This window comes from Paenibacillus sp. FSL R7-0345, from assembly GCF_038595055.1.
In the GTDB taxonomy this organism is placed as follows: domain Bacteria; phylum Bacillota; class Bacilli; order Paenibacillales; family Paenibacillaceae; genus Paenibacillus_AQ.
The window spans coordinates 3,593,706-3,609,459 of sequence record NZ_CP152002.1 but is presented as its reverse complement, the minus strand read 5'-3'; the positions used below and the strand labels follow the sequence as shown (position 1 = coordinate 3,609,459).

Genomic DNA, 15,754 nt, shown 5'->3' with positions numbered 1-15,754 from the left:
AGACTCATAGTTTATAAAAATCCTTCGCATTGCCACCGAATAATCTTTCACGCTCAGCATCCCCCCAGGCCTCAGGTAAAGAGCCGGCCAGCAGATCTACAACCTCTGCATAATCCGCCGCTAAAAGACATACAGGCCAGTCACTGCCAAACATTACCCGGTCCGGGCCGAAAAGGTCGATAACCGTACGGATATACGGAACAAAATCTTCTTTGCTCCACCGGTCATGCTCCCCTTCTGTAACCATTCCGGATAGCTTGCAATAGATTTGAGGGTGTTTGGCAAGCGCTCTCATATATTGCGTCCAGATCTCTATTTCTTTGTTCCTGACCGGCGGTTTAGCGATATGATCGATAACGCCCCGCAGATCCGGAACCCGTTCAAGCAGCTTTAATACAGCATCTATCTGATTTGCAGCCAGCAGTAAATCTACGGGTACATCCTCTTCTGCATACTGGCGGAGTGCTTCAACAAACCCAGGCTCCAGGATGCGGTAAGCATCCGGCATGTCCTGAATCATAATCCGGAAGCCCTTGAATTTCGGGTTCTGCCGGAACCTTGTATAGACCTGATAGTGATCAGGGTCAAAAAGATCCAGCCAGCCCACAACCCCAAGTACAGATGGAGCATTATCGGCAATGGATAGGATGAAATCTGTTTCTTCGGCCGTCGGTGCTGCCTGGACAATAATACTTCCATCCAGCTGGTGTGCTTGAAGCAGCGGTTCCAGATCAGCCGGCATGAAATCACGGTACAGGACCGGCAGCTCCGGCGTGATCCAGCCGTAGTCCCCCCGTTTGATTTTCCAGTAGTGTTGATGAGCGTCAATGCGCATTCTGCTGCACACCTCTTTTGCATTCATAGTGTCGTGATCCTGTTCTCTGAACATTGTATACCAAGTTAATGAAGTAGTTAATGTCCTTATCTTGCAATTTTATAACCTATTTTGATATCTTGAATATACAATGCGAATCTATTTAGAAGGAATGATCTGATTGGCGCCTATCCGCAAGCCCTTTATTGGCGATCCTCTGTTTCCGTTTGAACTTGCATACCAATCGGTGAAAAGACAAACGAACGAGCTCCCGGACCATCTGCATGACCGGTATGAGCTCGTTTATATTCATCAGGGTAAGGGTGTGTTTTTTATTGATAATGCCTGGTACGAGAAAAAGCAGGGTGATCTGTTCATCATTCCGGGGAACACCATTCACCACTCCCTGCCTCATAACGAAGATCCCATCGTATCCTCTGCTCTCTATTTCGCACCAACACTGCTTGCGATGGACCCGATCGATGATTCATACAGGAGCTTATTGTGCTTTGATCTGGCCAGGCAAAAAGGGATATACCGGATTGAGCTGACAGAGCCTCTGAGAGTTGTTGCGGAAACGGCGCTAGAACAAATTCATACGGAGCTTAAAGAACATAGGTTAGGTTATCATGAAGCAGTCAAGCTGCTTTCCTGCCAGCTCCTGCTGCAAATCAACCGGCATGTCCAGTCTGTCCGCAGGCGCGAAGACCCGCTTGAGCCCGGTGTAGGTCCATTGTGGATGAGGCAGGTACTGCGTGACATTGACGAGCATCCTGAACATGAGAACTCGCTTGCCCGGCTCGCAGACAAAGCCAATGTATCTGCCCCACATTTCTCACGCGTCTTCCGGCAGCTCACAACGATGAATCTAACCCAATATGTAAATGCCAAAAGGATTATCCGCGCCAAGGAGCTGCTGATACGTACGGATCAGAAGATTACAGATATTGCAGAGCAATGCGGCTACGAGACAGTCACACATTTTCACCGCGTATTCAAAGCCTTAACAGGAGTAACCCCCCATAAATACAGACAAAACCAGTCCCGAATATAAAAGAAGCCTGAGGCGTTTTCAGTGACTAAGCAGCACTGCTCCCCGGGCTTTTTTGGCAACTTTAGATAATTATTCGAAATATCATTCCGGGCTCATAATATCCGCTATGTCATTCTGAAAGCCGTTCCCCAGCCCGTCGGTTTCATTAGTAAACAATGCCCCTTCTATAGTGAAAATAACCGAAATCCGCATAACCTCCTGACTGCCGGGTCGTATAATTAAAAAGCCCGATTCTGTACCCCATAAAATGATCCAGTGTGTACTTCATATGCAAGGTATGGCCGATTTGGGTCCATGCTATCCCGTCTTTTGAATAGAAGAAGACTGCCTCGTCAAGGCTGTCCTCGAAATTGAATTCAATTTTGAGATAAACGTGCTTAGCCGTGAATTCAACGCTTTCCAGCTGTTTTTCGAGGCCGTCGCCGCCGTTGACGCACATGTCGATAGTGTACTGTCCCTGCTCCGCAGCTGTGATCCGTACAACGCCGAATTCATTCTGCAGCGCTGCCATCCCTGCCCGGTCACCCGGCTGCATGCCCGAAAGCTCCATAACCGTTTCCGCACTGCAAGCCGGACCTTCCGTCCGTTGTGTTAATGTATTGCGCGCCGTTAAAATACTGTCTGCCGGTTGACCGGTACGAAGGCGCAGAAAGCTTGGCCGCTCTGTAACAGACCATAGGCTGTTGTCAGGATTGTGATTCCACTGCCAGTTCAAGGCCAGCTTATCCGTTGCATAATCGAATTCATCGCTGATGACCAGCGGCTTGGATTCCGCAGCTGGCAGCCCGGTCTCAAATTGGCGGGGGGCCTTACTACCGCTATCTGCGATAACCGGCCAGTCCCTATCCCAGATCACAGGCAGCACACAGGGGATTCGCCCGACAGCATCATGATCCTGGAACAATACGGCATACCAGCCGTTATCCGGAGTATCGACAATACCGCCCTGTGCAACCCCTTTATTATGGTAGCCCAGATCATCATCCAGAATGATCTTGAACTCGTAGGGACCAAAAAGCTCGCGGGAACGGTAGCTTACCTGCCGTCTGCGTTTATTTCCGGTTAGCGGCCATTCAATAAAGAATAAATAGTAGTAACCGTTCAGCTTGTAGGCATGACAGCCTTCAATCCTCAGCCCCATGCCTGTCCGTTCGCCCTCAAGCAGCAGCTGATCGGCCCCGCCCGGCTTCACAGCGCCAAGGTCCTCCGTCAGCTCTTTGATCCGGATATCGCCATTGCCGTAAAGGACAAAATTGCGGCCGTCGTCATCCAGCAGCAGGGCCGGATCATGGTAAAGCCCGGGTAAGACCGAACGCTCCCAGATTCCATGCTCAATGTCTTTCGTTCTGTAAATATAGAACTGGTTCATATCGTTGGATGAGAAGCAAACATAGAATATCCCGTCTTTATACTTGAGAGAGGCTGCCCAGGAGCCCCGGCCATAAATCCCTTTCCCGTCCTGCAGCCGGTGTGCCTCGTTGTCTTCGAAGGTTTCATACACATAATTTACAATTTCCCAATCTCTGAGATTGACCGACTTCATAATCGGGCAGCCCGGCATGGAATGCATGCTGGTGCTTACCATATAAAACACAGGTCCAACGCGTATAACATCCACATCCGGCACGTCTGCCCACATTACAGGATTCGTTATGATAGCGGTATTCACTTAGAGGCCCTCCTTAGGATGCATGGATCCGGTTAGAAAATTGCCAGGATACAAGCTCGAACAATTTAGCCTCCTCAGGGCCTGTGAACACCAGATAGAGATCATGGACCCCGTCTGCTCCGCTGACCTCTGTCCTCCACTGACTTTGCAGCTCAGGTTCACCACAGGCCGGAACCGTCAGTACCCCTATAAGCGGGCCGGCCGGATGATCCAGATGCAGTTTAATTGATCCGCCCCCGAGACTTATGACAGTTGCAAGGAATGCTGCTGCAGGGACATCCCCAAAGTCAACACCGGACAATCCGATCCAGTCGCCGTTATGAATATCTGTGACTATCTGCTCCTGCGAGCCCGGCTTTCGTTCTGTCTTTATCCCTGCGCTCCACCCAATCGTTACAGCCTGGACATTTTGATACGGATTGAAGCGGCTGATCGGCTGCACACCGGAATAATCCGCTTCAACATGAGGAATGGAGCCATCCTTCTCATGGAACAGGCGGTTGAGGTGCGTTGAACGGTAGCCATTGGCTATTCCCTGTGCTTTGGACAAGGTCTGTGCATGATAGGCGATATACCACTCTCCGTGAAACTGGAAAATCGCATGGTGGTTATTCCCGGATACTCCGAAGAAATGCCCCGGATTTCGCAACATCGTCCCCTGATAGGTCCAGGGCCCCATCGGTGTGCTGCCCGTCATATATGCAATCTCTCCCGCAGGAGGGCTGCCTTCCGGGCGTTCCCCGTCATAAAAGTTGGAGCAGTAGGTGAAATAATAGAGGCCATCCCGTTTATGGATACCGGCATCTTCGAACATGAACGGCGCGGCTATAACCTCTGCCGTACCGGCAACGCTGATCATGTCATCACCAAGCCTCATCATCCGGGCAGTTCCGGGCTCTGCGTATTCTCCCTCCGGCACCCCGCCTCCGAAATAAATGTAACCGTTACCGTCATCATCGACCAGAACAGCCGGATCGAACAGCCAGGTTACCTCTTCAACCCCGGGAGTAGAACGCAAAATGAGCGCTTCACCGATAGGGTCAACCCAGGGACCGACGGGACTGTCACTTGAGAGAACGCCGATACCGCTGGCATTATTGGCGAAATAAAGGAAAAAGGTATCCTTGCCGCCGATCACCTTATGCGCTGCCGCCGGTGCCCAGGACTGGGTTGCCCACTTAGCTGCACCATTCGGCCCGGCAACCGCAATTTCGCCGTGATCGGTCCAGTTGACCAGGTCAGCTGAAGAAATCACCGCAATTTTATTGATGCTGCTGTAAGTATTTTCTTTTATCACGCCATTCTCATCATATTCCAAAGCGTCATTGGTCATATACAGATAGACACGGTCACCGAATACAAGGGCATAAGGGTCAGCACCATAACGGTGCGCAACCAGCGGATTACCGGCAGGAGGTAGTTTTCCGGTGGCTTGCTTCAATAGATTTTCCATTTTATCCGCTCCATTTCGTGAATGATTCATATCGATTATAGTCAGACCTTTTTAGCGAAGTCCATGACAGATGAACACTCAGAATTGATCTATCCTCACAATCTGCTGGTGCACAAAACTCCTATACTTTTTAAAGAAAACGCTTTAATTTCTTCAGCGTGGCTTATGTTATACTTTTCGAAAATAATAGCTGACGGGGGATTGTTATGAAAAATCTTAATGAAGGCTCCTTTTATACCGGGGAATATAGAAGCTTGTTTAGAGAGATAGGAGTACCGGAAGAGCTCATCCGCAAAAGGCTGGAGGATACCTGGAACGAGCTGTTTTACGGAGCCGGTGATGTCCGCTTCTACCATACTATGGGCGAAGACAAGGGCTACATCGTAGATACAGGCAATACGGATGTGCGTACAGAGGGCATGTCTTACGGAATGATGATGGCTGTCCAGATGAATAAAAAAGAGGAATTTGACCGGCTCTGGAAATTTGCCAAGGTGCATATGCAGCATACGGAAGGCCGTTACAAGGACTATTTCGCCTGGCACTGCAAACTGGACGGAACCCGGCTGTCACCGGGCCCGGCGCCGGACGGAGAAGAGTTCTTTGCAATGGCCCTGTTCTTTGCTTCCAACCGCTGGGGTGACGGTGCCGAGCCGTTCAACTATTCCGAGCAGGCCAGAATCATACTGCGGGCTTGTATTCATAAAGGAGAAGACGGTGAAGGCGATCCGATGTGGGATCCGGCAACCCGGCTGATTAAATTTGTTCCGGAAACCCCGTTTAGTGATCCTTCTTATCATTTGCCGCATTTCTATGAATTGTTTGCCCTGCAGGCGGATGAACAGGACAGGGCTTTCTGGAAAGAAGCTGCAGCCGGCAGCAGAGCTTATCTGCACAAGGCATGTCATCCTGAAACGGGGCTGTCACCCGAATACGCCAACTTCGACGGAACTCCGGCTGAGCCTCAGCCGCACGGGGACTTCCGCCATTTCTTCAGTGATGCTTACCGGGTGGCGGCGAATATCGGGCTTGACTATGAATGGTACCGCTGTGATCCTTGGCAGGTGGAGCAATCGAACCGGATTCAGGCCTTCTTCCGGGACATCGAGGTTGCCGATTACCGCCGCTACACCATAGACGGGCAGCCTTTTGAGGAGAAGTCCCTGCATCCGGTCGGCCTGCTGGCAACATTGGCCATGGCTTCACTCGCTGCCGACGGACCTGATGCGGAATACTATGTGAAACTATTCTGGGATACACCGCTGCGCACCGGAGACCGCCGGTATTATGACAATTGCCTGTACTTTTTCACCATGCTGGCTCTTAGCGGACACTATCGCATCTATAGGTAAAGGGGAGGTGTCAAGATGGCCCATATTCACTTTGTTGAGTGTAACACCACGCACCCGGGCAATTTTGTTATAGATGTTCCGGCGGGCCATCATTGGCTACTGGTAATCACCAAGACCCCGGCAATGTTCTGGGTTAATGGCGTGCTTAAGGAGTACCCTGCCCACAGCGCAATCCTCTATCGTCCGCAGCAAAAGGTCTATTACCGGGCCAGTACCGGTCGATTCGTTAATGACTGGCTCCGCTTCGAGGCAACTGAAGCTTATATTACAGAATCCCCTCTTCCGTTCGGTGTTCCCTTTGGCCTCAGTAATCCGGAATATTGCCGGAAGCTGCTGGAGCTGCTTATCATTGAGCAGAATTTCAGTCTGGATTGCAAGGAATCCTCTGTCGATCTTCTGCTGAGGGCGTTATTTAACAAGCTTCTGGAGTCCTACTTCCAGGATAAGATTACGCCCCAATACTACAAGCTGCTGAAATTGCGTACCGCCATCCAAAATAATCCCGGAGAATACTGGACGGTCTCCATGATGGCTGAATTTCTCCGGATCAGTCCGGGTTATCTCCAAAGCATCTACAAAAAAACATTCGGCATCTCCTGCATTGATGATGTCATCAACAGCCGGGTCCGTATGGCAAAGGAATATTTAATTCATAATGCCCAGAGTATCGGCGAGGTTGCCTCCCGGTGCGGATATCAGAATGTAGAGCACTTTTGCAGGCAATTTAAGCAGATAACCGGGCAAACGCCCAAAAATTTTCAAAAGCATATAGGAGTCAGCCATATCAAGGCAACGTAAAATGATTTATGCATTAAACGTCCGTTAAAAGAATTCTATTAACTGAAACATCAGCAGCACAAGAAATCCCCTCCGGCCGGCGCCGTGAGGGGATTTCTTGTGCTGCGTATTTCAACTGCTTACTTTTTGAGGATACGGAAGATCATTACAGCGGCTTCAGCCCTGGTGGCTGTACCGGCCGGGTTGATGAATTTCCCGTCTCCTGTGACGATCTCTTCCTTAATCAGAGCGGCTACGCTTTCAACAGCGTATTTAGCGACCTTCGCTCCATCTGTGAAGCTGCTCAAATCCCCGGCATTGCCGCTGGCGGATAACTTGTTCACTGCTTTCAACGCTCTGGCTGCAATGACCATCATATCCTGCCTGGAGATTTCGCCTTTTGGATTAAAGCTGTTGCCGTCTGTGCCATTAATGATTCCCAGCTGCTTGGCAATCCCTAATGCTTCATAATAGTAGGTCCCTTGACTAACATCTGCGAAATTGGAGCCGGCTTCCACTTCGAGGCCTAGAGCGCGTACCAGCAGCACTACAAAGTCCGCTCTTGTGATATTACTCCCCGGACTAAACGTTGTATCGGATGTGCCTTTAATGATTCCTTCCGCATACAACTCGTTTATAGCCTCGGAAGCCCAGCTATATTTACTGCCCAAGTCTTCAAAGCCGCTTGAAGGTGCAGGTGTCTTCGTTGCTGCCGGCGGCGGTGTTGCTGTTCCCGGTGCGGTGCCCGGAGTTGCTCCGGTTACCGGTGTCGGTGTTGGTATTGGTGTCGGTATTGGTGTTGGTGTGGGCTCCGGACCCGATGGCCCTCCGCTGTTGTTCAGCGTGGTCACAGTAAGGCTAGGACCGTCTATGCTCCAGTTGCCTGCCGCATCACCGGCTTGGACTGAGAATTCATATCCGGTACCGGCTAAAAGACCGGACACCTCATAGCGGTGTGCCGTTCCAGACAGCGCTGCGATTTCCTCAGCACCCCTGAAGATCTTGTATGCTGTGACCGCTTTATCATCAGCCGCATTGTCCCATGTCAGGGTAAGCCCGGAAGTGGTTACCCCGGCGGCTTGAAGCTTGCTGCCTGCAGGCCATGAAGGCGGGATCGTATCCGCAGACGGCAGGGTAGCAGCCGAAACGGATGGTCCGCCGGTGCTCCAATTCCCCCCGGTATCCCCGGCTTCTACGGTAAAGATATATTTCGTATCAGGTGTTAAGCCCTTGACCTGATAATGGTATACTGCCCCGGATACAGTCTCCGTGTATACGGCATCTGTAACTGTAACCGGCTTGTCGTCAACACTGTTAGTAATTCTGTAAGCGGAGATTCCACTTTCGTCGGTTGCTGTTGCCGACCATGTCAACGTTAATTCCGTGTCGGTAACGCCGGAGGCTTCAAGCGTACTGCCTTCCTGCCATACCGGCGGTGTGGTATCGGAAGTAGGCAGAATTGTTACTGTAATAGAAGGTCCGTCCGTACTCCAGTTGCCGTCTGCATCCCCTGCTTCTACCTTGAAGCTATACAGGGTATTCGGAAGCAATCCGGTAAGCTGATAACGGTATACAGCGTCTGATACAGTAAGCTCATCCCCGTTCACAGTAACCGGGTCTGAACCAGCACCCGTATAAATCCGGTATCCGGTGACTCCAGTTTCATCTGTTGCTGCCGGCCACGACAAGGTGACTTCAGTACTCGTCAGATCAGAAGCTTCAAGCTTGCTTCCCTCACCCCATGCCGGCGGCCCTGTTTCCTCGAAGCTGAAATCATCAATGTAGTACGAAGCCGTAGCACTGTTAGGGCTTTCTACATATAGAGTGACATCATCGTGCAGGTAACGGTAGATGCCTTCCAGCTTGACCCAATCTCCGGTTGTACTTACAGTCTGGGTTGAAAGGCTGATGTAATAAGGCGTATCAGCATTGACCAGTGCGGTCAGCTTCAGCTGGGCGCTTGCGGGCTCAATCAGCTTAACCCATACGGCAGCCTTGTACGCATTACCGGTCTTAATCATATCCTTCACATGAACGGACGGGCCGTCGGAGTTGGCTGTTCTGCCGGTTACCTTCAGGGCATATGCTCCGCCTGGAGTATGGTTTGTCTCTTTTACAGACGTAAGCGTTACGCCTGCACTGCCTTTGGGCTTGAAGCCCTGAAGCGTCTGATCCTCAAAATCCCTTACAGCTTTCACACCCTCCGCAATGGTTAACGGACTGATCAATACACTTGCACTGCCCTTGGACAGCGTTAGGGAGAAAGCCTCATTCTGGTAGGTGAGCGCAGCTTTTACTTCAAGCGCCTTCAGCTCCTTATGGTTGTTCAGATATTCCTGTGCTTTGGCTAACAGTGCTGCTGCATCATCACCGGCAGTATCCGGAATTGTAATCCGGTTGCCGATCAGTGCCGCTGCTTCTTCTAGTGCCAGCTGATCCGCACTGACCCCGCCGGTTCCTCCGGATGTTTTGAGAAGATTCACATTGGTGAAGGTTACCTGGAAATCAGTAGAAGCACTGTTATTGGTTCCGTACAATTGTACCCTTGCATCCTTAAAGAATTCCGGGGTATACGTTGACGGACTGCCCATAGCGGTCCAGCTGGAACCGCTATTCGTCGAGAAATACCCCTGAACGACATTCCCTTCCTTTACAATGCGCAGGAAATAGTTCACTCCGCTCAAATTGGTCTGATTGGTATTGTTGGTAAAGGAGGTGCTGCCTGTTTTGCCCGAATTATTGACTTTAATATTCGCGCTTACTTTTCTTGCATTGATCCGGTAGAATTCACCGCTCGAAACCCGGCTGATGCCAAGTCCGGCCTGGGAATTCTCCCCCATGGACGAATCATTCAGCGGTTTATCCACTACCAGCTTTGCTGTCAGCGTCCAGTTGCCTTCGGCAGTACCCGGAAACTGCAGCATATTATGGCTGGCAGGATATTCAGTATCGCCTTTAAGTGTCTTAATCGTGGCGCCTTCGGCGCTAAAGCTTAAGGCGCTCTGCGGATCTGACGGATTCATAATTTCCCAGCCTGACGGAAGACCATCTGCAAATGAAATCAGCTCGTTAGTGCTGAAAGTAATTCTATATGTCTTAACATTCTCCCCTTTTATAAACCGGACTACTGCCGTACCCTGCGCACTGTCTGCCTGTGAAATACTGATGATTTCTGCAGGATCACTGGAAACAGCCTTAACCTCCGGTATGGCATTTCCGGACACGGTATACGTGTATTCGTATTTGGCTGCATCAAAATTGGATAGCTGAATGCCGTCAATAAAGATACTGTATGACGCTACCCGTTCTGGAGTCAGCGACAGCTGATCTGCATACAGGATGTTGGCATCCTTTGCATATACTGCCAGTAGTACCTTGGCAGTGCCTGCCGGTTCGTCGTAGGTAAACGGCCGGTTTGGCGTCTCATGCCAGTCTGCGACCCTAACGTCTACAGGCTGGAAGGAGCTTAAAGTAAGCGGCCCGCCCTCCAGGATGCGTCCGTTAAATTTGCCGTTGCTCCAGTAAGCCGGATCACCAGCCTCACGGGCTGCATACGGCTCAGGCATATCGCGGTTATTGATCCCGCTTATGCCCAGCTGATTGCCGTTCTGGTCATAAAATACCAGCGCAGCCTCCACATCACCGGGATTCTCAGCGGCGAGATCATAGCTCTCCGGCCGGCTCAGCATAGAGAGGAAATAGCCCTTGAAGTTATAGCTTTCGCCCTTGTTCAGCTTACCGGTTACATCCTGCCACATTCCGTCATACTGCCCGGCTGTGTCGGTGCGTCCCGCTATTTTTGCGGAACCGGCAACCTTCGAGGTGGCATTGTTTTTCAGGTAACGGGACAGGCCCGAATAGCTCTGGATGGTATCTGCCGTTAACGCCGGTCCAGTGACAGACGGTTCAAAGGTGCCCTTGTTGTAACGTCCCGTGGACCAATGCTCTGTAGTGGAGGAGGTAGCTGTATCGAAATCTCCATTCTGCAGAATGTTCCCCGGAATGGAGACTGTCGAATTATTAGCGGCAACACTCCAGTCGGAATCGTTTGCTCCGAACAGAAAACGGTCAATCGTGATCGTACCGCCAGCTCCGTTCGGTTCGGCAACCATGTACAGATCCTTATGGCCATAGGCGCTCAGATCACCCGTATCAACCATATCCTGGTACTTGCCGTAGATTTCATTGGCTGGTACTGTAATTTCCGCTACACGCGTCCCCTTGGACAGGACATCAGCACTGCTGCTGACTGCTGTGCCTACCGGAAGGACATAAGCGGCAAGCTTTCCTCCATGGGCCGATTTCGTCTGGGCAGTCAGATACAGCAAATGCCTGCGGACAACACCGCCGTTAGCGGAGCCGTCGGCGAAGTTCAGGTTTTTGTAGGCCAGGAATCCGCCATCACCGAGCGAGACGGCCTCGTTCGCACGTCCGGCATTTCCTGCGCTGTCACCCGGTACGCCGTTATCATTTCCTTCAGCCTCCAGGCTGGAGAAAATGTCGCGTTCGCTTTCAAGACCCTTGTATGTGGCAAATGTACCCTGGGACGGAACGAGGGTAACGATGCTGGCGGACGGGATGTCAATGACGAACTTGCCGTCCGTAACAGGAATGGCTGTCAGCTTCTTCATATTTTCACTGCCCGAAGTACGGAACACCGTTACACTATTGGTACCTGCCGGAAAGTCCTTTAAGTTAAATTCAAGCGGCTGAACACTGTCATCATTCCTGGCATTGGAAACTGTGATGGAGTAATCATTGGTATTCGGATTCTTGAACCCGGTAACATTAATATCGGCGGCGGGATTACGCGTCACATCAAACCGGACATCGCCGGGATTCATAAACCGGGAGAAATGCCCGTAGCCGTAAAAGCGCTTGAACAGACGATATTCACCCGTTAATGTACTGATACGTCCCGGTTCCTGCTGTGAGTTGGTCGTGACGAAACGGATCAGGTCAGAGCCGTCTGCACCATTGCTATCCCACATGCTCCACCAGACAAAGCCGTTAAAACCCGGGTTGCTGTTGAACATATTGGTCATAAGATTCGACCAGCGCACAGCATCGTTAATATTCTGATTGCCGTACCGCTGGGTATAGGCGCCGGCTGATCCGTCAGCGGTATCCTGATTCATGAATTCGGCCTGCCACAGCTTATACTTGGTTAAATATTCGGGATACTTGCTTCCGTCTCTTGAATAATCAAGAGGATTCTGGGAGAAGTCACCCGTATGGTACAGCTTGTTCTCATCTGTCCCTATGCCGACCGTACCGTACAAGTGGGTCGTAAAGACGTCGAGATACGGATTTTTGTCGAGCGCATTGTCAGGGTCGGTCTGGGAGAATACTTCCCCTCCTCTGCTGAGCGACGCGCCGAGATTGGTGCCGTCTACTGCTGCGAGCTGAGGAATGAAGTCAATCAGCTTGCCGTCAGGATTCTGGATATCATAGAGGGCGCCGCCCGGCTGCATGGACTTCTTCAGAGTCGGGCCAATATAGCCGTTGATCAGCTCGGTTACATAGGAGGCGGTCCCGCCTGCCAGATCGACCTCGTTAAAGGGGTTGATGTGTGTAATGGGAATTCCCCATTGCTCCCACATGCCGCGGATATAATTAACGAGATAATCCGCATAGGCCTGATAATAGATTTTTACTGTCTTTCCGTTTATGGTAGCCGTGTCGTTGCGGATGATTTTACTTGGGGTATTGGTCGAAGACTGGCTCATCCAGTAAGGTGCAGTCCAGGTACATGCATAGAATTGCTTAACACCGTACTGCATGGCCTGCCGCATCGTCCAGACCTGATCCACATCGAACAGCTCCTTGCGGGTACGCGGCGAATTCTTTATGACTACAGGAGCTTCTCCCGGCGCGCTTAAAAGATTGGTCGGGCCGCCGTCATCATTGCCGATCGGCTCATTCCACGATGGATAATCCCAGACGAAATCCTGTACCGGGACAAGCGTACCGGGAGCATGCTCAGGTTCAACAGGCCAGATGCTGTCGGTATTCCCGTCATAATAGCGGTTCTCGGCTTCGATTTTATACCCGTATTGTCCTGCTGATCCCCGCATCGGAATCGCATTTCCTTCAACATCGAAGCCGGGCTTGCTGACATCTGCCAGCAGTCCTGTCAATGGGTTGAACCCCGGACTGGCCGCAGTGGCTCCTGTAGTGGTTAGACCGCCGTTGTCGCCGATAATAACCCGGACAATGTCATGGCCTGTGCCTTCCTTTTCACTGAAGGTCAAATCCAGCAGATGCCTGACCGTATCCTGATGGCCGGCTGTGGCCAGCTGCAGCATATGGATAGAATCCGTATACGCATAGGCTGCCCCTACCCCGTCCATCGTCTGGTAGGTCTTGTACCAGTCGGCGGTTACCTGTGCCGGAGCTGCAGCTGCCGCAGCAGCCTGAACCGGGTTGGAAAACGGCACCGGGACAATAACGGACAGCGCAAGCGCGCCTGCCATTGAAACCGCAAGTGTCTTTCTCCAGATCTTTTTCCTCATTCTGCGTGTTCCTCCTTAGGTTATTCTGTATACGCTTACATCGCCTTTCCTGGTTATAGCTTATCAATTCAAAAATGGGATTTGTATGAGAGCGATGCACGAATCATTTTAAAATAACACTGTAATGCTTTAAATTTGCACAAAAAAAACATCCCTTACCGTACAACGGGAAAACCATAGGTTTATTTCGGCGCAGTGCAAAGAGGTGCGATCCCCTGTTCTTCATCCAACATGTATTGCACAATTTCTATTTATTACGTAAAAAATCCCGGTCTGCAATCCGCACTTATACAAGCGGAGTCTGCAAACCGGGATTCTCAGGAATCAGAAATATGCAATTGTCGGGCTAGTTCATTTAATTGAGCGTGATTGTAACGCTGTCTATATTAGGACCTTCAGTGCCGGTAGTGACCACTTTGAGCGTGTTGATTCCAACATTCATCGCAACCTGAATCGTTTTCTCGCTCCAGGTTGTCCAGCTTCCGGTTGCTGTAAAGGCAAGATTGCTGATAACCTTGGTGCCATTTACATAGACATCCAGGTTTCTCGTGCCTGACTCCAGTGCATAACGGAACTTCACATTTTTGCTGCTGGCAGTAGCACAGTAGATACTGTTCCACTGAACGGCCGCATCCGTCGCTGCATTAAAGTTGACATAACCGCTGCCGTTATAGCCCGAATTGGTTGTTTCCGTTACCGCAGCAGTCAAGGTTGTACCTGTTTCGGCTTCATAAGTGGTCCCGGCGCTTCCGCTTGCGCTTCCCAGTGCTGCTACAAAGGTTGTCACACTCTGCGCAGGAAGCTGGGCTGTGAACGCATTGTTGGACACATTGATTGCTGCGCCGGCAGCAACCTTTCTGGTGGCATCGGTGACCCATGTGGAAACACTTGAAGCCGTCCCGTTCTGCAGGACAAAGTTTTGATTAACTGCTGAGGTGCCTTTGTTAATGGCTACAATGACAACCTTGTTATCCCCCTTGTAAGCGGAAGTGTACACATTTGTGTCCGGATTCTTGGTTGCATCAACTCTTACATAGCCCGGGCGGATGAATTTGGAGAACTGGGCCATGCTGTCACCGCGCTTGCTGATCGTGCCGTCCTCATTCATCGGGCCGTATTGGCGGCGGATGTACCACCACACATAGGCCTGGAAATCCGCTTCGGCCATTGCATTATGCATATGGTAAGCGACTTCCAGTGCCTCAGGCCAGAGGTTGGCTGAGCTGTTATTACTGTTAGGATAATACACTTCCGTCATCCACAGCTCCTTCCCTGCCCCTTTTTGCTTAAACAGCGGGTACGGGAAATTGCTGAACGAGGTGCCGTAAGTATGAGCACCCAGAATATCCATATTCGCAAGGGCCTGCGGGTCATTCAGAATCGGGTCCGACATATTTTTGAGATAGGAGAAGGATTCTGGAGCGATCACCCGGCAATTGATGGACCCAGCATTTTCTTTCATGAACTTAAGCATTTCTTCAGGTGTCCACCAGGTCCAGGTATGGGCATAATCCGGTTCATTCTGCACAGAAATCGCGTAAAGGTCTACTCCGTTATTCTTCATGTACGTAACAAAGTCATTAAGATGCTGTGCATAGGCAGCATACTTGTCATATCTGAGCCGTTTGGCTGACTCCCCGTTACGGGTAAAGGTTTCTGTCATGTCACTTGGAGGATTCCAGGGTGAAGCGAAGACTGTCGCTCCTTTGGCGATAGCGGCCTTCGCCGTATCTACTTCCCTGTACCAGTTATTCTTGTTCTCGTCTACATAAATTCGCAGAACCGAGAAGCCAAGCTGGTTGGCACCATTGCCAAATGCCGTTTCTCTTTGTGCAGGGGTCAGGTCTCCAATCCAGGCGGGAAGATTGATTCCCCCGAAACCGCGGATGACCTGCTTCTCCGCTGACAGATTTACTGTGACATCACTTGCTGCCGAAGCTTTGGGAGGTGCAGGAACCAGTACTGCCGTCAGTACCGTTACGGCTGCCAGGAGGGTACACATTGATTTTTTTACACCGGTTATCATTTATCCATCTCCTCACTGAATATGTCACTGCATCACTGAAACCTGTACCACCCCCAGTCTGGTCGAAGCGGCTGTATTAGTCCATAGCTTGTCT

At 50.8% G+C, this 15,754-nt stretch carries 8 protein-coding genes; 3 read left to right on the top strand and 5 right to left on the bottom strand.

Going from position 1 to position 15,754, the window contains the following annotated elements:
• Window positions 1–4 precede the first annotated feature (4 nt).
• Complete coding sequence (locus tag NST84_RS15280; RefSeq protein WP_342566445.1) at window positions 5–835, bottom strand: amidohydrolase family protein; 831 nt, start codon at window positions 833–835, stop codon at window positions 5–7.
• Window positions 836–1,061: 226 nt separating this feature from the next.
• On the opposite strand from NST84_RS15280, the gene NST84_RS15275 reads away from it, so the two are divergent.
• Window positions 1,062–1,868: an AraC family transcriptional regulator gene (locus NST84_RS15275; RefSeq protein ID WP_342561048.1), complete on the top strand. Its 807-nt coding sequence runs from the start codon at window positions 1,062–1,064 to the stop codon at window positions 1,866–1,868.
• Between the two features lie 145 nt (window positions 1,869–2,013).
• Here NST84_RS15275 and NST84_RS15270 read toward each other — a convergent pair whose 3' ends face one another.
• Together NST84_RS15270 and NST84_RS15265 are read right to left on the bottom strand one after the other, a co-directional pair.
• Complete coding sequence (locus NST84_RS15270; RefSeq protein WP_342561047.1) at window positions 2,014–3,537, bottom strand: glycoside hydrolase 43 family protein; 1,524 nt, start codon at window positions 3,535–3,537, stop codon at window positions 2,014–2,016.
• A gap of 13 nt (window positions 3,538–3,550) precedes the next feature.
• On the bottom strand, window positions 3,551–4,990 hold the full coding sequence (locus NST84_RS15265) for a glycoside hydrolase family 43 protein (RefSeq protein WP_342561046.1): 1,440 nt from the start codon (window positions 4,988–4,990) through the stop codon (window positions 3,551–3,553).
• Between the two features lie 206 nt (window positions 4,991–5,196).
• Here NST84_RS15265 and NST84_RS15260 point away from each other — a divergent pair, with 206 nt between their 5' ends.
• Together NST84_RS15260 and NST84_RS15255 are read left to right on the top strand one after the other, a co-directional pair.
• Complete coding sequence (locus NST84_RS15260; RefSeq protein ID WP_342561045.1) at window positions 5,197–6,342, top strand: glycosyl hydrolase family 8; 1,146 nt, start codon at window positions 5,197–5,199, stop codon at window positions 6,340–6,342.
• 15 nt (window positions 6,343–6,357) lie between these two features.
• A complete protein-coding gene (locus NST84_RS15255) occupies window positions 6,358–7,140 on the top strand; it encodes an AraC family transcriptional regulator (protein ID WP_342561044.1) in 783 nt (260 codons plus the stop codon).
• Between the two features lie 119 nt (window positions 7,141–7,259).
• Here NST84_RS15255 and NST84_RS15250 read toward each other — a convergent pair whose 3' ends face one another.
• Both NST84_RS15250 and NST84_RS15245 read right to left on the bottom strand, forming a co-directional pair.
• Complete coding sequence (locus NST84_RS15250) at window positions 7,260–13,634, bottom strand: S-layer homology domain-containing protein (protein ID WP_342561043.1); 6,375 nt, start codon at window positions 13,632–13,634, stop codon at window positions 7,260–7,262.
• A 355-nt stretch (window positions 13,635–13,989) separates the two neighbouring features.
• Window positions 13,990–15,660 (bottom strand): carbohydrate-binding protein, encoded by a 1,671-nt coding sequence (locus tag NST84_RS15245; RefSeq protein ID WP_342561042.1) that lies wholly within the window; start codon window positions 15,658–15,660, stop codon window positions 13,990–13,992.
• Window positions 15,661–15,754: the final 94 nt, after the last annotated feature.